This window comes from Ruegeria sp. AH3 (assembly GCF_056536265.1).
This window is the reverse complement of sequence record NZ_JBQFJL010000001.1, coordinates 3,218,193-3,232,943: the sequence shown is the minus strand read 5'-3', so window position 1 is coordinate 3,232,943 and position 14,751 is coordinate 3,218,193. Positions and strand designations below refer to the sequence as shown.

Genomic DNA, 14,751 nt, shown 5'->3' with positions numbered 1-14,751 from the left:
ACCGGAATGCCAACCCTGAAGAGCTAAAATTCCCGATTGATCCGCAGGCACTCTCGGTTTGATACCCCAACAAAACATGGGCCTTGACCTAGCGGCGACCTTGCCGCGCTGCAACAATTTGAGGTAGAGGGCCGCGAAACAGGTGAATTGACCATGAAGCGTGCCCTCTTCGTATTGATCTGCCTGACTTTCGCCGTCTTCGCGCAGCAGAGCCAGGCCCAGACCCTTACGGTTACAACAGTGACCCGCGCCCCTTTCTCATTTGTCGAGGATGGCGCCCAGACCGGATTCTCGATGGATCTTCTGGCGGCTTTGGCCGAGTCGCTGGACTGGGAGTATTCCGTAAACCGGGTCGAAGGGTTCAGCGAAATGCTAGGCGCGGTTCAGGACGGTTCGGCCGATCTGGCGATTGCAAACATCTCGATCACGGCAATGCGCGAGACGCAGATGGACTTCAGCCAGCCGATCTTTGAGGCTGGCCTGCAGATCATGGTGCCGTCCGAAGCTACACGCAGGCCATCACTGCTGCAGGCGTTGCTATCGCGCGAACTGTTCATCGCTATAGGATTGGCCTTTGCGATCCTGCTGGGCGGCGGGATGCTGATGTGGGGTTTTGAACGCCGCGCGCAACCTTACTTTGACCGCGAACTGAATGAAGCCTGGTTTCCCTCGTTCTGGTGGGCCCTCAACCTCGTCGTCAATGGCGGGTTTGAAGAACGGATGCCGCGCACCCCGTTTGGTCGTCTTTTGGGTGTGATTCTGGTGGTGTCATCGCTGTTCATCGTGTCAGTCTTCACCGCGCGTATCACCTCGGTCATGACCATAGATGCCATTACGGGCAGCGTGAATTCGGTAAATGACCTCTATGGCAAAGAGGTCGGCACCATCAACGGATCGACAGCGGCCAGTTTCCTGAACCGACGCGAGATCGAGTTTGCCGGCTATCCCGGCCTGCAAGAGATGCTGGCCGCATTCGAAAATGACGAATTGAACGCGGTGGTGTTCGACGCACCGATCCTGTCCTATTACGCGTCGCACGAAGGGCGGCGCATCGCTACGATGACTGGCGGCGTCTTCCTGCGCGAAAACTATGGGATTGCATTCCCGACGGGTTCACCTTTGGTCGAAGACGTCAACCAGGCGCTGCTGTCACTACGCGAAGATGGCACATATGATGAAATCTACCGCAAGTGGTTCGGATCGCCGAACTAAGCGGTTTCCTCGTCTCCGAAAAACGGCGTCATCTGCGCCACGATAACGGCGTTTTCATCCAGAGCCCGCTGCATCAATGCCCGCTCATCCGGTTCAATATCGTGCCCCTGCGCCTCACGCTCGGCCAAGGTGCCATATCCCGTGACATCCAGCGGCGCAGTATCAGCCTGTTTCAGGATCGCAACCGTCTCGCGCACGGCCTCGGCCTCATCCACACCGCTGGCAAAACACATCAGTGCCGCGCCGGTGGCCCCTTCGGGCAGGCCGTCGCCATCCTTGCGGCCAATCTGAACCAACAACGTATAGACCTGCTGGCGCGAAGGTTTTTTCTGCTTTTCCATATCGCCCGCAATACGCCGACCTGGCAAAACGGTCAACTCAATCGCTGGCAGCGCTCGCCAAGTGGGCCAGCAACATCTCTGCGGCTGCGCGCTGAGCATCGCGCCAATCGCCCCGAGGGCTCAACGGCATCACCGCATCCGTATTGAAATAGATTGCGGACATCCCCGCAGCCACGACTTGAACGTCCCGCGCATCTGCACCCGGGTGTTCGCGCGTGATTTCAGCGGCAATCCTCGCTTCGAAATCATAGATGAACCCAAGCAAGGGCTCTCGAAGATCCTCATGCCGCTCAGATGCAGCGACCAATGCCGCGAAGACTGCGGCGCTTTCTGAGGAATAGGCGCTGCGACCAAACAACGTCTCTATCATCGCCTCTACCCGACCTGAATGCGGCAGAGCACCAAAAAGCGCCTCTGTCTGATCTGCAAATACCTTCAGGACGTGCTCCAGTAGTTTGCGCACCATCTCATCCCGATTGCCCAGATAGTGGCGCAGCAATGGTCGTCCGACACCCGCTTCCTCCGATATGCGAGCCAGGGTCGAACCGTCCAACCCATATCGCGCGACGCAGCGCATAAAGGCGTTCAGAATCTGTTCGGATCTGGCGTCTTTCAGGCTGGGGCGTGGCATCAGAACCCGTTCCCAGAGAGCTGGAAGACATCTGTGAGAATGTAGAGAAGCCCCAGTGAAATCCACAGAACCGTGAGCAACCAGAACAAGGCAGGATCCTTTGCCCGGTCAATCGGCTCAATCAGAAAAGCCTGCCCCGAGCGTACCGACAGCACCCCCCAGAAGATGAATAACAGCCCCCACAGGCCATAGAAGCCAGCGACAGTAGAAACAAGAAGCACTGCCAGTACCAATACAGTCATCCATTTCTGATGCTTCAGGGTGTGAGCGAAGTTCATCCTGCCTCCATGTCAGCCGTAAAAAATCTTCAGATCAAATCTGGACATTCGGTCATTGATTGTCAATATTGATAATTATCATATTTGACAAACAATGGACTCACCGATGCCGCTGCTTGCCGCACTTCCAGAGCAACCCCAACAACGCCTGCCGCGCGAGGCATACATCTCGGACACGTGGTTTGAGGCCGAGCAGAAAGCTCTGTTCAGCAATTGCTGGACCTTCGCCGGGGTGACCATGGATTTTTCCGAACCCGGCGATTTCAGAACGATTCAGGCCGGAGACTATGCTCTGATCGTCATACGGGATGCAGCCGGGGACTTACGCGCCTTCCATAACCAGTGCCGTCATCGCGGAACCGAATTGCTGGAAGGCTGCGGCAACGCAGGTAAAACCATCGTCTGCCCCTATCACAACTGGGTCTACAACCTGGATGGCGCTTTGCGTGGCGTCCCGGCCCAGCGCGAATGCTTCCCGGATCTGGATAAGAAAGCTACTGGGCTATTCGGCGCTTCGGTCGGCGTGTTTCGCAACCTTGTATTTGTTCATCCTGAACCGGATCAGAGCTTTGACACATGGCTCGGCGATCTGGATCAGGTCCCGTGGCCTCATGATCTGGCGTCAACCGAGATGCAGGAGAATCCGGACGATGTGATCTATGAGATCAGCTGCAACTGGAAGGTCTTCTTTGAAAATGCAATCGACGGCTACCATCTGGCTTATCTGCACAAGGACACGCTGGGCGGCCCGACCCACGACAAGAACCTCTGGGAAGTCTTTGGACACAACATGGTCTGGTGGTCGACCGAGCGTGAAGGCGTCAAACATCGTATTCCTCAATTTGTGGAAAACTCGGCGAAAGGGTCAGGTTTGAAAACGGTTCGGAATGCAGACACCCCCGGCTATGGCGGGGTCTATATGCTGTTTCCAACCACAATCCTGACGCCAAACCCCTGGGGATTTTCGATCTCGGTGATGGAGTCGGTGGATGCCAACACAACACTGCTGCGGGTCAGAAACTGGTCGCCCAGAGGCTGGTTTAGCTACAGTCATCGTGCGGCGGACATACCTGGATATGACCAGGAAACCGGCCGGATCAAATCCTCTCATTGGACGCAACACCCGCTGGAAACCGGAGATTTCCAGACCGAGGATGTTTGGGTTTGCGAAAAGATGCAGCGCGCCCTTCGATCACCACGATATCAAGTCGGTCCTTTGGCCAAAGGGGCCGGAGGTGAAGCGGCGATTGATTTCTTTCAGCAAACAGTTCTGGAATTCATGCCGAAATAAGAAAGGCCGCAGAGCGTGCGCTCTGCGGCCTTCTCAAACCGAATCTATGGGATCAGTCGCGCAGCAGCTCGTTAATCCCGGTTTTCGAACGGGTCTTTTCGTCGACGCGCTTCACGATAACCGCGCAGTACAGGCTGACGTTGTTCTTTGACGGCATCGAGCCCGCTACGACAACCGAGTAGGGCGGCACTTCGCCATACATGACCTCTCCGGTTTCGCGGTCGACGATCTTGGTCGATTTGCCGATGAACACGCCCATGCCCAGAACCGAGCCCTCACGGACGATGCAACCCTCGACCACTTCCGAGCGCGCGCCGATAAAGCAGTTGTCTTCGATGATGGTCGGGCCAGCCTGCATCGGCTCCAGCACACCGCCGATGCCGACGCCGCCCGACAGGTGCACGTTCTTGCCGATCTGCGCACATGAACCAACGGTGGCCCAGGTATCAACCATCGTGCCTTCATCAACGTATGCGCCCAGGTTCACGAACGACGGCATCAACACCACGCCCGGTGCGATATAGGCCGACTTGCGGACCACACAGTTCGGCACCGCGCGGAACCCGGCCGAGCGCCACTGGTTCTCACCCCATCCGTCGAACTTGCTGTCCACCTTGTCCCACCAGCCACCGGCTTGCGGGCCACCGGCCTGAATTTCCATATCCTTGATGCGAAAGCCCAGCAGAACCGCTTTCTTGGCCCATTGGTTTACGTGCCAGTCTCCGCTGTCGCGCTTCTCAGCCACACGCAGCGAGCCGCTGTCCAGCGCGTTCAGCGTATCCTCGATCGCTTCGCGCGTTTCGCCTGTGGTGGCGGGGGTGATGGTGTCGCGCGCCTCCCAGGCGGTTTCGATGGCGGCTTCCAGTTGCGCATTGGACATGTGAGGGCTCCCTGCAGAATCTATTCACGTTGGTCTTGCGTATAAGCGCGCGCGGAACTGGCCGCAATGCGACGCAGAACGCGCGGTTTGCGGCTGACTTGCCCCCTTAGGTGCCCAACGGGTCCGGAGAAATGTTGCCACCGCAGATCAGCACGGCAACACGTTCATCCGGTGCGGGCCTGTAAGCGCCGGACATTAGTGCAGCCAACGCCGTCGCGCCCGCGGGTTCGACAAGAATACGATGTGCCTGCCACAACCGTTTCTGCGCCTCTGCGATGGCCTCGTCCGTAACCAGAACCGAAGCCATCCCCTGCGCCAGTTCGAAACAGATCGATCCGATCCGTCGTGCGCCCAGCGCATTCGCAGCAATGCCAGAAACCGAGACATCCACGGATTCACCCGCCTGCAATGCAGCGTTCAAGGCGCAAGAGGTTTCTGGCTCCACCGCCACAACCTTGCGCGCACCCTGCAACCACGCAAGTGCGCCCGCGATCAAACCACCGCCGCCTACTGCGATCAGAACGGTGTCAGCCTGCAGCCCCTGTGCTTCCCACTCAGCAAAACAAGTGCCCTGCCCGGCCACGGTTGCGGGCGCATCATAAGCATGGATCTGCATCGCGCCGGATTCGGCCTCGTGCGCCTGCGCACCCATCAACGCGTTTGCGTATTCACCGGGCACAACGCTCAGGTCCGCGCCTGTCTGTTCGATCAACGCAATCTTTGACGGCCCTGCCAACTCGGGCACGAAAATCTTGGCCGGATATCCCAGCGTTTGCGCGGCATAAGCCGCTGCCGCACCGTGGTTGCCGCCAGAGGCTGCAACGACGCCCGCGTCTGGCACATCCATACTCAGCAACGTATTGAACGCCCCGCGCGCCTTGAAGCTGCCGGTGTGCTGCAAATGCTCAAGCTTCATCTCGACCGGATAGCCCAGCATGTTGCTTTCCATCACCGGCGTGATCTGCGCGTAACCGGCGATGCGATCCCGCGCGGCGGATATTTCACTCTTCCAATCCATTACTTGTCTTTCCGTGACTGGCACTCTGCCCGCGAACCCTATAGCTGTTTCATGAACACGCAAGCAGGGATCGATCACCGATGAGAGAAGACCGCCACAACCCGTTCCGCGACGCGCAAACCGACCGCTCAACCGCGAGCGAGGTTCCGGACACGCCCCAGACGCGGTCCCCGGCCTATCGCCTTGCCTTCGCCGATGACGAATTCCTGTGTCGCGACGAGCTGCGCCCCGTACGCCTGCAGCTGGAGTTGCTGAAACCCGAGATGATCATGAGCGAACGCGAGATCACCTCGACCATCGTCATGTTTGGTGGCGCGCGGATTCCCGAGCCATCGCAAAAGCACACTGCACGGACAGAAACATTAGCGGGGCTGTCGCAGTATTATGACGAAGCGCGCGAGTTCGCCCGATTGATGACGGAGAAGTCGAACCAGACCGGCTGCCGTGAGAACGTGATCGTCACGGGCGGCGGCCCCGGCGTGATGGAGGCAGGAAACCGTGGCGCACAGGATGCGGGCGGCTGCTCGATCGGACTGAACATCGTGTTGCCGCATGAACAGGCGCCGAACGAATTTGTAACGCCGGACCTCAGCTTCAATTTCCACTATTTCGCCATCCGCAAGATGCATTTCCTGATGCGCGCCCGCGCCATCACAATCTTCCCGGGCGGCTTCGGCACGATGGATGAGCTGTTCGAATCCCTCACCCTGATCCAGACCGGCCGGATGGACCGCGTTCCCTTCCTGCTGTTCGGACGCGCATTCTGGGAAAAGGTCATCAACTGGGAAGCCCTCGCAGACGCAGGCACCATTTCGGATGAAGACCTCGACCTGTTCCGCTTTGTCGACACCGCGCAAGAGGCGGTCGACATCATCGAGAACTGGGAGCCCGCCCCACCCCGTGACGAAATTCCGGGGCGCTGAACTATGGCACCCAAGACCGGAGAGATGCTGCACCTGCGCGGAAACGCTCTGAACAAGGGTGAGCCGGTGGCTTTACCGTTAACGCAAAGCAGTATGTACCATCTGCCGGGCGCCCCTGATGGGCATGCAACCTATGGCCGGGTCGACAACCCGACATGGGTGCAGTTGGAGCACGTGTTGTCGCATCTGGAAGCGGCACCCTGCCTCAGCTTCCCTTCGGGCATGGCGGCGATCTCGGCGGCGCTTTTTGCCACCGTACAAGCCGGTTCACGCCTGTTGATCCCGTCGGACGGTTACTACGTCACGCGCCTTCTGGCGGATCGATTCTTGTCGCGCCTCGGCGTCGTGGTCGAGGAACGCCCCACCAATGCGTTTGCCGAAGGTGGTTTTGACGCTTTCGACGTGGTGTTCGTCGAAAGCCCCTCGAACCCCGGTTTGGACATGATCGACATTAGGGCCGTGTCAGAACAGGTACGCTCTGCGGGCGGCATCACGATTGCCGACAACACGACGATGACACCGCTGGGCCAGCGCCCGTTGGACCTTGGCATCGACGTTGTCGTCTCGTCTGACACCAAGGCCATGGGTGGTCATTCTGACATGCTGATGGGCCATGTGGCCAGCCGCAACGATCAGATCATGGAACGGGTCGAGGAATGGCGCAAAGTCTCCGGGGCGATCCCCGGACCACATGAGGCGTGGTTGCTGCATCGCGGTTTGGAGACACTGGATGTACGGTTCGACCGCATGTGTAACTCGGCGCAGATTCTGGCGGAGCGGTTGGCCACGCATCCATCTGTGAAGCAGGTACGCTATCCCGGTCTGACAGATGATCCCTCGCACACGCTGGCGCAGGCCCAAACCACGCGGTTCGGCTTTCTGCTATCCCTAACATTGGACAGCGAAGACAAGGCCGAGGCCTTTATCAATGGCTGCCCTCTGCTGCGCCCCGCGACCTCATTCGGCGGCGTCCACAGCTCAGCAGAACGGCGCGCGCGCTGGGGCGACGATGTCGACCCCGCTTTCGTCCGGTTATCGGTCGGATGCGAACCGGTGGAAGAGCTGTGGCAGGCGATCGAGACCAGCCTGAACGCGTTATGATTTCTTCTTGGTCTCACGCAGCTCGGTAAACACATAGATCGGCAGCACGATGCTGGCAATCAAAGCTCCTAGCCAGACCAGCAAAGTCGCGGCCAGCAGGTTGGAAATGCCGCCGACTGTCAGCCCAGCGGTGATCAGATCGGTTACCAGCAATCCCACGAAGGTGACGATCAGCGCGATCCCGCCTTTCAGCGCCGGGGCTTTCTTTTCGCCCAGCTTCAGGATCAGCGGCTCGGCCACCACCTGAACCAGCGTGAACACAATCACCACCACGATGAACGAGATCGGCTTGACCGCAAAGCCCGCCAGCAGCAGCGAGGCCAGCAACAACCCGATGGCATTCCCGGCCAACAAGGCGAGGGCGGACTTTATTCTGCGCGACATGGGGCGACCTCCGGAAAATGACAGTTCGAAACATGCAGATATTAACAGGGCAATTGGATTTTGCGAGGCAATTCAGAGCCTCTGTCATTTTGACCTGTTGAAATCACATGATAAAACACCTTCATCAAGATTAGCCCCACCCAAACATGCGAGAGGTGAGATGAGCGACGATCCCTATTCCGTTCTCGGTGTCGCCAAAGATGCCAGTGCTGCCGAGATCAAGAAAGCCTATCGGCGCATTGCGAAGGAATGCCACCCGGACCTGAAGCCGGGCGATGCCGAGGCTGAGGCCAAGTTCAAAGCGGCCGCCGCAGCCTATGATCTGTTGAAAGATTCCGAGACGCGCGCCAAGTACGATAATGGCGAGATCGATGCTTCGGGGCAGGAGCGGCCCCAGCAACAGTATTATCGCGACTATGCCGAGGCTGCTGGCAACCCTTATCGCGGCCGTCAGGCGGACCCCGACGATATGTCCGATATCTTCGCCGAATTCATGCGCGGGCGCGGCGCGTTTGGAGGTCAGCGCACGCAAGAGTTTCATGCGCCGGGTCACAATCTGAACTACTCACTGCAGATCAGTTTTCTGGATGCGGTGTTTGGGGCCAGCCAGAAACTGACCTTGCCGGACGGAGACCGGATCGAGGTTAAGATCCCCGTCGGCATCACCGATGGCCAGACCATCCGGCTGAAGGGCAAAGGGGCACCGGGCTATGGTGAAGGCCCACCGGGTGATGCTTTGGTGACAGTGTCTGTCGCCGGGCACCCGGTGTTTGACCGTCAAGGCGACGACATCCACATCACGCTGCCCATCACGGTCGACGAAGCCATTCTAGGCGGCAAAGTCCCCGCGCCCACGATCGATGGCGGCGTGAGTGTCAGCGTCCCGGCCGGCACCAGCAGCGGCAAAACCCTGCGGCTGCGGGGCAAGGGGGTCAAGAAACGTGGGTCTTCGGACCGTGGGGATCAGCTGATCGAATTGACCGTCACCATGCCGGACAAGATCGATGATGAGTTGAAGCAGTTCATGGAGACATGGCGTGAGACGCACAGCTATGATCCGCGGAAAGGAATGCCGTCATGACCCTGACCGAGAAGGAACTGATCGAAACCGTCACCCGCCTGACCTCGGACCGTTTGACAGAGTATCTGGCGGCCGAGATCGTGATCCCTGAGCAATCGGACCAGGGCATGGTGTATCACAGTATCGATGTTGCTCGTCTGGAACTGGCCTGCGAATTGCACGAGCAATACGACATGGAGGCCGACGCGCTGTCGATGATGATCTCTCTGATCGACCAGATGCACGGGCTGCGGGCTGAACTGCGCGAGGTTCTGAATGCCGTCGAGACACAGCCCGAACCCGTGCGCCAACAGCTGATCGAGGTCATAGGCACAGCGCGGTTCCGTCGCAGGTAACGGGGTTTTGGTGGCACAGGATATGGCGTAGAAGGCCGCCTTGACCTCTTGCCCGGTAGTCCCATGACCCAGTCCAGATCCGAATTGCTGATGCCTGCGGGCAATCTGCGCAAACTGAAACTCGCCATTCTCTACGGCGCGGATGCTGTCTATCTGGGCACGCCGGATATGTCGCTGCGCACCAAGTCCGAGTTCTCGCTGGAAGAGGTGATTGAGGGCGTAGAGTTCTGTCATAGCCATGGACGGCGCGCCTATCTGACGCTGAACCTGTTTTCGCACAACAAAGACATCCCGAAGCTGGACGAATATATCGACACGGTGCGCAAGGTGAAACCTGACGGGCTGATCATCGCCGATCCGGGCGTGTTCCAATACGTCCGCGAACGGGCTCCCGAATTGCCGCTGCATATTTCGACTCAAGCCAATATCTGCTCGTGGCTGTCAGTGAAGTTCTGGCAGGATCAAGGGGCTGAGTTGGTGGTTCTGGCGCGCGAGGTTTCCTACCCCGAACTGGTGGAAATCCGCGAGAAATGCCCCGATATCAAGCTTGAGGCCTTTGTTCATGGCGCGATGTGCATGACCTATTCGGGCCGCTGCCTGCTGTCGAACTTCATGGCCGAACGCGGGGCCAATCAGGGCAATTGCGCCAATTCCTGCCGCTGGAACTATGGGCTGAAACTGCGCCTCAAGGATGGCACGCATCAGGAGCTGCGCATCACCGAGGAAAACGCCGACCTGTTCGAGTTTCTGCTGGAAGAAGGCTGCCGCCCCGGTGATCTGATGCCTATCGAAGAGGATGATCGCGGCTCATACATCCTCAACTCCCGCGATCTCTGCATCATGCCGAAGCTGGATGAGTACCTGAAGATCGGGGTCGACAGCCTCAAGGTCGAAGGGCGCGGCAAGTCTGAATATTACGCTGCCATCGTCGCGCGGGCTTATCGCATGGCCGTCGACGATTATCACGCGAATCCCGAGAACTGGGACCCGAAGCCCTATATGCGCGAGCTCGAAACTGTCGGAAACCGCGGCTATACGCTGGCTTTCCACGAAGGCCGCCTGACCAACTACTCGCATGACTACGAACACACGGCCTCGATCGCGCAATGGGAATATGCCGGGATCGTCACCGACGTGACCGAGGATGCCTTTCTGGTCGAGGTTAAAAACAAGCTGGAACCGGGCGATGTGCTGGATTTCGTCTCGCCCATCTCACGCGAGACGGTGCTGCTGCGGGTCTATGACTTTGAACGCGCATCGGATGGCACACGGCTGGACGTGGTGCATGGCAGCTCGAAAACCATCATCCGCATACCCTTCGCCCTGTTCGATCACGAAGACATCGACGACCTGCGCGCACGATTCCCGGTCTATTCCGTCCTGCGAAAAGAGCGCGCACTGACCGACGAACACTGGAGCCGCATCCGCTTTGACAAGCTGGTACAGGGGCTGGAAACATCCGGGCGCGACAATCCCACCGCCTATGCGCGCCGCCGCGATGAACTGGTCGAGAAGATCGGCGAGGACGGCAATGAACGCCGCTTCAAGACCAACCGCATCGGGACCGAGGGCTGCTGCGGTAAGGGCTGCAATGGCTGCCTGATCTTCTGGCAGGATGAGAAATATGCACTGGCCCGCGAGGTTCTGTCCAAACGCAATCAGGGCGAACAGCTCAGCCGTCAGGAAGCGAGCGACCTGAAGTTACAAGACCGGGCGATCTGAAGGTTATTCGGTGCGGTACTCTTCGGGGACGTAGAATGTATAGTCGCGGTCCGCAACGGCTTCGTGGCAGTCATGGCAATAGGCCACCGACGCTGCGCGAAATCCCATCGTATCGCCGAACAACGATCCGTCCGGCATCACCATGATATAGCGCCAATCGGCAGTTTCAGGGTTTGCTCCTGCAGCCAGCTTCTCCATCACGAACAAAGCACCGGGATGAACATTGCCCTCATCTGTCACGGTCATGCTGTCCTTGGCCAGTACGGAGCCGACGGGCAGCACCTCGCCCTCGGTCAAGGTCCCGTAGTTATGCGCCATCCGGTTGGCATAGCTGTTCACATAGCGTTGCCCATGCGTGGCCGAGATATAGGGCGCATCGTTGAACAGGGGCCAGCTTTGATAGTTTAGGATCAGATCAAGTTGCGCCGCCGCATAGCCACGCGACATGCGCTTTGTGAGAGAACGATAGTGATCTCGTGCCTCATCTTTCGACAAATCAGCCGGATTCTCGATCGCCAAATGCGCTTCTTGATCCGTACTCTGCGCTAATGCGCTTGTTGTCAGCACAGATAATAATAATGTCGTGCCGACAAGATACCTTTGGTTTTCAAACATTTTACCTGGCCCATCCGATAAACGGTTTTGCCTGAACGCCGCGTTAAGCCTCGGAATAGAGGATAGCGCGCTTACAATAACTTGCCATGAGCCGGATCGCAGACTCACCGCGTTGTGTGTAGTGGTGAGCTTCCATCCCCGCCAATACGTGAACAATCATATCAAATTAAAGCACAATGTTCACATTAATTCTGACAGCTCAGCCCAATCCGGCCTCGGATTCAATTTGCTTACGCGATTTCCGGGCGCGCTCGGTCGCTGATTTCAGCTGACCACAGGCAGCCATGATATCCTCGCCCCGCGTCTTGCGAATGGGTGAGGCATAGCCCGCCTGATAAATAATGTTCGCAAAAGCCCGAATACGGTTGTTCGAGCTGCGTTTGTACGGCGCGCCGGGCCATTCGTTGAACGGGATCAGATTGATCTTGGCCGGGATGTTGTGGCGCTTGATATGCGCAATCAGCCGGTGCGCGTCCTCGTCGCTGTCATTCACACCGTCCAGCATCACATATTCAAACGTGATCCGTTCCGAATTCGAGACATTGGGATAGCTGGCCAGCGCCTGCAACAGCTCCTCAATGTTCCAACGCTTGTTGATCGGGACCAGCACGTCGCGGGTCTCATCCGTGGTGGCGTGGAACGATATCGCCAGCAGGCAGCCGATTTCTTCGGCGGTGCGGGCGATTTCCGGCACCACGCCCGAAGTCGAAAGCGTGATCCGTCGACGGGACAGAGAAATCCCCTCGGGATCCATGGCGATCTTCATCGCGTCTCGGACGTTTTCGAAGTTATACAGCGGCTCACCCATGCCCATCAGAACGATATTCGACAGCAGTCGAGTTTCATCCTTGGGCGCGCCCGGGGTCGGCCATTCCTCAAGATCATCGCGGGCCATCATCACCTGACCAACGATTTCAGCCGCTGTCAGATTGCGCACCAGTTTCTGCGTGCCGGTGTGGCAAAAGGAACAGGTCAGCGTGCAGCCTACCTGAGACGAGATACACAGCGTACCGCGATCTTCTTCGGGGATATACACCACCTCGACCTCGTGCCCGCCCGCGATGCGGCACAGATACTTGCGGGTACCGTCCTCAGACACCTGACGGGTCACCACTTCGGGAATTTCGATCACGAAATTCTCGGCCAGTTGCGCACGGTAGGCTTTGGCGAGGTTGGTCATCTCGCTAAAATCGCGCACGCCCCATTGGTAAATCCATTGCCAGATCTGACCGGTGCGCATCTTTGCCTGCTTCTCAGGCGTGCCATGTTCGATCAACACTTCGCGCAACTGATCACGGGTCAGGCCGACAAGGTTCACCTTCCCCTCAGGCAGTTTGCGGGGGATGGTCATGACATCTTGAGTGATCGGCGCTTTGGGCGACATGTGGCTATCTCAATGGATTCTGGCTTGGGATGCGCCTCTATATAGGAACGTGCGCAAAGATCAAAAGGAATCGTGCTTCAGTTCGCAAACCGCAGCAATTCATCGACACGCGCCCGACCAAAATCAACACGGCAAGCGGTGATGGCGATGCCCGTACCCGACCCGCCACCAAACGAAGCGCCAACCGCATCGCACTGCATATCCCGGTAGGCGGTCCATGCATCCTGTGCCGCTTCCAGCGCTGGCTGGGCGACAACGCGACCGGTGACGTCATCCAACTCCGTCGCCGCCTGCATTGCGAGGGAATAGCTGGCCTCGATCGCGGCCTCCACACGCTCTTCCATTTCCGAGACGCAAGCCCCGATTTCAACCTGAGAACCGGCTTCCAGACATTCCATCGTCGGATCTGCCAGCGCAGCAAAGGGAAACAGGATCAGAATCCAACGCATCGGTCGACCTCTCTGGTGGTGACTATATTCCACCAATGCCTAACACAGAGCGCGGATTAGAACAAAAGAGCCGCAGAGGAACGGTTCGCCTGCGGCCCTTTCAGGTCAGTTCACTGCCGGCGGGATGTAACAATCCCCGGCATCCAGAGTTTGCACGGGGTCTTCCGGCCCGCATTGCTCACCCGTAATCGGATAAGTGTCTGATTGCTTCTCACAGGCCGTCAGAAACGCTGCGGATACCATCAAGAGCGCGGCAAGGTAGGGTTTCAAAGTCATTGGTGTCTCCCACTGTTCTGTCTGAACCAATTAGTTCAGAAACCGGGCCATCAGGCTTTGATCGGAATCAATTTATGTGAGGGGACGTCGCGTAAACCTTTGACGAAATGAGGGTAAAATCAAAAAACCCCGCCGAGTGGCGGGGTTTGCAGCTTGGACATATAAGCCGCTTAGTTCGTGCAGCGTTTTTCGGCATCCTCGATGGCGGCGGTGAAGCCCAGCAGCGAGAATGTATCCTTGGTCTGCGTTCCGCGTTCCGAGCGGGCGGTCAATACCGCTTCACTGCCCCGTTTCATCGCCGTGACGATCTTGGCATCGTCCGAGGCCGTTGCAGGCCATGCCCATTCGCCATCGGTAAAAAGTTCAAACTCGCTGCCATCCACAACCAGATTGACGGTCGAACCAGATGCAAATGGATAGCCGCCTGTAAAGGTAACCTGGCCCTTAACCTCAGCGTTCGGGCGGTAGAAGACGAACAGCAGGATATCACTGCGCCGTACCGACACGACACGACCACCGCGCGTGTTCACCGTTTCCTTCGGCGCCGAAACGCTCCAGCATTCGGTTGGATCTTCTTCGACGAATACGCTCCAATCGGTTTTTGCTGCAACGCGATTTGTGCTTGTTGCCTGCTGCGCAAACGCCGATGTCGCCATTCCTGCCATGCACAGGCCCGCGATCACGCGAACGAGCTTTGATCCCATCTCTTCAGCCTCCTAGCCCGACCTATACCTCATACCCATCGGAATCGGCTCGCGAGCTCTGCCCGGCTCGTCCTTGATAAGTTGCGTATCCCGATGATTGTCGACATACACACACTAACGCAGGTT

18 protein-coding genes are annotated in these 14,751 nt (G+C 58.1%); 7 read left to right on the top strand and 11 right to left on the bottom strand.

What is annotated here, in order from left to right:
* Nucleotides 1-153: 153 nt before the first annotated feature.
* Nucleotides 154-1,212 carry a transporter substrate-binding domain-containing protein gene (locus ACR3EM_RS16255; RefSeq protein WP_480471680.1) on the top strand — a complete coding sequence of 353 codons (1,059 nt, stop codon included), beginning with the start codon at nt 154-156 and terminating at the stop codon, nt 1,210-1,212.
* Here the strand turns inward: ACR3EM_RS16255 and ACR3EM_RS16250 are convergent.
* Genes ACR3EM_RS16250 through ACR3EM_RS16240 form a run of 3 tightly spaced genes read right to left on the bottom strand, consistent with a single transcriptional unit; the run spans nt 1,209 to nt 2,462 of the window.
* Nucleotides 1,209-1,553 carry a hypothetical protein gene (locus tag ACR3EM_RS16250; RefSeq protein WP_170763491.1) on the bottom strand — a complete coding sequence of 115 codons (345 nt, stop codon included), beginning with the start codon at nt 1,551-1,553 and terminating at the stop codon, nt 1,209-1,211. The genes ACR3EM_RS16255 and ACR3EM_RS16250 overlap by 4 nt on opposite strands.
* Nucleotides 1,554-1,590: 37 nt before the next feature.
* Complete coding sequence (locus ACR3EM_RS16245) at nt 1,591-2,184, bottom strand: TetR/AcrR family transcriptional regulator (RefSeq protein ID WP_480471679.1); 594 nt, start codon at nt 2,182-2,184, stop codon at nt 1,591-1,593.
* Complete coding sequence (locus tag ACR3EM_RS16240) at nt 2,184-2,462, bottom strand: hypothetical protein (RefSeq protein ID WP_480471678.1); 279 nt, start codon at nt 2,460-2,462, stop codon at nt 2,184-2,186. Before ACR3EM_RS16240 ends, ACR3EM_RS16245 begins: the two co-directional genes overlap by 1 nt.
* A gap of 106 nt (nt 2,463-2,568) precedes the next feature.
* Between ACR3EM_RS16240 and ACR3EM_RS16235 the strand changes: the two genes are divergently transcribed.
* On the top strand, nt 2,569-3,753 hold the full coding sequence (locus ACR3EM_RS16235) for an aromatic ring-hydroxylating oxygenase subunit alpha (RefSeq protein ID WP_480471677.1): 1,185 nt from the start codon (nt 2,569-2,571) through the stop codon (nt 3,751-3,753).
* Nucleotides 3,754-3,805: 52 nt separating this feature from the next.
* On the opposite strand, the gene dapD is transcribed toward ACR3EM_RS16235, so the two are convergent.
* Both dapD and ACR3EM_RS16225 read right to left on the bottom strand, forming a co-directional pair.
* On the bottom strand, nt 3,806-4,633 hold the full coding sequence (gene dapD, locus ACR3EM_RS16230) for a 2,3,4,5-tetrahydropyridine-2,6-dicarboxylate N-succinyltransferase (RefSeq protein WP_480471676.1): 828 nt from the start codon (nt 4,631-4,633) through the stop codon (nt 3,806-3,808).
* A 106-nt stretch (nt 4,634-4,739) separates the two neighbouring features.
* Nucleotides 4,740-5,651, bottom strand: coding sequence for a threonine/serine dehydratase (locus ACR3EM_RS16225; RefSeq protein WP_480471675.1), 912 nt, complete (start codon nt 5,649-5,651; stop codon nt 4,740-4,742).
* Between the two features lie 80 nt (nt 5,652-5,731).
* On the opposite strand from ACR3EM_RS16225, the gene ACR3EM_RS16220 reads away from it, so the two are divergent.
* Nucleotides 5,732-6,574, top strand: a complete 843-nt coding sequence (locus ACR3EM_RS16220; RefSeq protein WP_480471674.1) for an LOG family protein — start codon at nt 5,732-5,734, stop codon at nt 6,572-6,574.
* Between the two features lie 3 nt (nt 6,575-6,577).
* Complete coding sequence (locus ACR3EM_RS16215) at nt 6,578-7,675, top strand: cystathionine gamma-lyase (protein WP_480471673.1); 1,098 nt, start codon at nt 6,578-6,580, stop codon at nt 7,673-7,675.
* Here ACR3EM_RS16215 and ACR3EM_RS16210 read toward each other — a convergent pair.
* Nucleotides 7,670-8,059 carry a hypothetical protein gene (locus tag ACR3EM_RS16210; protein WP_480471672.1) on the bottom strand — a complete coding sequence of 130 codons (390 nt, stop codon included), beginning with the start codon at nt 8,057-8,059 and terminating at the stop codon, nt 7,670-7,672. The two genes, ACR3EM_RS16215 and ACR3EM_RS16210, sit on opposite strands and share 6 nt — an antisense overlap.
* A 160-nt stretch (nt 8,060-8,219) precedes the next feature.
* Between ACR3EM_RS16210 and ACR3EM_RS16205 the strand changes: the two genes are divergently transcribed.
* The 3 genes from ACR3EM_RS16205 (at nt 8,220) to ACR3EM_RS16195 (ending at nt 11,197) form a co-directional block, all read left to right on the top strand.
* Nucleotides 8,220-9,140 (top strand): DnaJ C-terminal domain-containing protein, encoded by a 921-nt coding sequence (locus ACR3EM_RS16205; protein WP_480471671.1) that lies wholly within the window; start codon nt 8,220-8,222, stop codon nt 9,138-9,140.
* Nucleotides 9,137-9,475: a hypothetical protein gene (locus tag ACR3EM_RS16200; RefSeq protein WP_480471670.1), complete on the top strand. Its 339-nt coding sequence runs from the start codon at nt 9,137-9,139 to the stop codon at nt 9,473-9,475. The genes ACR3EM_RS16205 and ACR3EM_RS16200 overlap by 4 nt, the downstream gene beginning before the upstream one ends.
* A gap of 63 nt (nt 9,476-9,538) precedes the next feature.
* A complete protein-coding gene (locus tag ACR3EM_RS16195) occupies nt 9,539-11,197 on the top strand; it encodes a U32 family peptidase (RefSeq protein ID WP_480471669.1) in 1,659 nt (552 codons plus the stop codon).
* Nucleotides 11,198-11,200: 3 nt separating this feature from the next.
* Here the strand turns inward: ACR3EM_RS16195 and ACR3EM_RS16190 are convergent, their stop codons facing one another.
* From ACR3EM_RS16190 to ACR3EM_RS16170, 5 genes are all read right to left on the bottom strand, one after another.
* Nucleotides 11,201-11,644: a cytochrome P460 family protein gene (locus ACR3EM_RS16190; protein ID WP_480471668.1), complete on the bottom strand. Its 444-nt coding sequence runs from the start codon at nt 11,642-11,644 to the stop codon at nt 11,201-11,203.
* Between the two features lie 367 nt (nt 11,645-12,011).
* Complete coding sequence (gene rlmN, locus ACR3EM_RS16185) at nt 12,012-13,196, bottom strand: dual-specificity RNA methyltransferase RlmN (RefSeq protein ID WP_480471667.1); 1,185 nt, start codon at nt 13,194-13,196, stop codon at nt 12,012-12,014.
* 77 nt (nt 13,197-13,273) lie between these two features.
* On the bottom strand, nt 13,274-13,645 hold the full coding sequence (locus ACR3EM_RS16180; protein WP_480471666.1) for a lysozyme inhibitor LprI family protein: 372 nt from the start codon (nt 13,643-13,645) through the stop codon (nt 13,274-13,276).
* Between the two features lie 105 nt (nt 13,646-13,750).
* A complete protein-coding gene (locus tag ACR3EM_RS16175) occupies nt 13,751-13,921 on the bottom strand; it encodes a hypothetical protein (protein WP_480471665.1) in 171 nt (56 codons plus the stop codon).
* A gap of 170 nt (nt 13,922-14,091) precedes the next feature.
* Nucleotides 14,092-14,625 (bottom strand): invasion associated locus B family protein, encoded by a 534-nt coding sequence (locus ACR3EM_RS16170; protein WP_480471664.1) that lies wholly within the window; start codon nt 14,623-14,625, stop codon nt 14,092-14,094.
* Nucleotides 14,626-14,751 lie beyond the last annotated feature (126 nt).

Coding starts and splice junctions, on each gene's coding strand:
- ACR3EM_RS16255 (WP_480471680.1), top strand. CDS start 154: ATGAAGCGTGCCCTCTTCGTATTGATCTGCCTGACTTTCGCCGTCTTC.
- ACR3EM_RS16250 (WP_170763491.1), bottom strand. CDS start 1,553: ATGGAAAAGCAGAAAAAACCTTCGCGCCAGCAGGTCTATACGTTGTTG.
- ACR3EM_RS16245 (WP_480471679.1), bottom strand. CDS start 2,184: ATGCCACGCCCCAGCCTGAAAGACGCCAGATCCGAACAGATTCTGAAC.
- ACR3EM_RS16240 (WP_480471678.1), bottom strand. CDS start 2,462: ATGAACTTCGCTCACACCCTGAAGCATCAGAAATGGATGACTGTATTG.
- ACR3EM_RS16235 (WP_480471677.1), top strand. CDS start 2,569: ATGCCGCTGCTTGCCGCACTTCCAGAGCAACCCCAACAACGCCTGCCG.
- dapD (WP_480471676.1), bottom strand. CDS start 4,633: ATGTCCAATGCGCAACTGGAAGCCGCCATCGAAACCGCCTGGGAGGCG.
- ACR3EM_RS16225 (WP_480471675.1), bottom strand. CDS start 5,651: ATGGATTGGAAGAGTGAAATATCCGCCGCGCGGGATCGCATCGCCGGT.
- ACR3EM_RS16220 (WP_480471674.1), top strand. CDS start 5,732: ATGAGAGAAGACCGCCACAACCCGTTCCGCGACGCGCAAACCGACCGC.
- ACR3EM_RS16215 (WP_480471673.1), top strand. CDS start 6,578: ATGGCACCCAAGACCGGAGAGATGCTGCACCTGCGCGGAAACGCTCTG.
- ACR3EM_RS16210 (WP_480471672.1), bottom strand. CDS start 8,059: ATGTCGCGCAGAATAAAGTCCGCCCTCGCCTTGTTGGCCGGGAATGCC.
- ACR3EM_RS16205 (WP_480471671.1), top strand. CDS start 8,220: ATGAGCGACGATCCCTATTCCGTTCTCGGTGTCGCCAAAGATGCCAGT.
- ACR3EM_RS16200 (WP_480471670.1), top strand. CDS start 9,137: ATGACCCTGACCGAGAAGGAACTGATCGAAACCGTCACCCGCCTGACC.
- ACR3EM_RS16195 (WP_480471669.1), top strand. CDS start 9,539: ATGACCCAGTCCAGATCCGAATTGCTGATGCCTGCGGGCAATCTGCGC.
- ACR3EM_RS16190 (WP_480471668.1), bottom strand. CDS start 11,644: ATGTCGCGTGGCTATGCGGCGGCGCAACTTGATCTGATCCTAAACTAT.
- rlmN (WP_480471667.1), bottom strand. CDS start 13,196: ATGTCGCCCAAAGCGCCGATCACTCAAGATGTCATGACCATCCCCCGC.
- ACR3EM_RS16180 (WP_480471666.1), bottom strand. CDS start 13,645: ATGCGTTGGATTCTGATCCTGTTTCCCTTTGCTGCGCTGGCAGATCCG.
- ACR3EM_RS16175 (WP_480471665.1), bottom strand. CDS start 13,921: ATGACTTTGAAACCCTACCTTGCCGCGCTCTTGATGGTATCCGCAGCG.
- ACR3EM_RS16170 (WP_480471664.1), bottom strand. CDS start 14,625: ATGGGATCAAAGCTCGTTCGCGTGATCGCGGGCCTGTGCATGGCAGGA.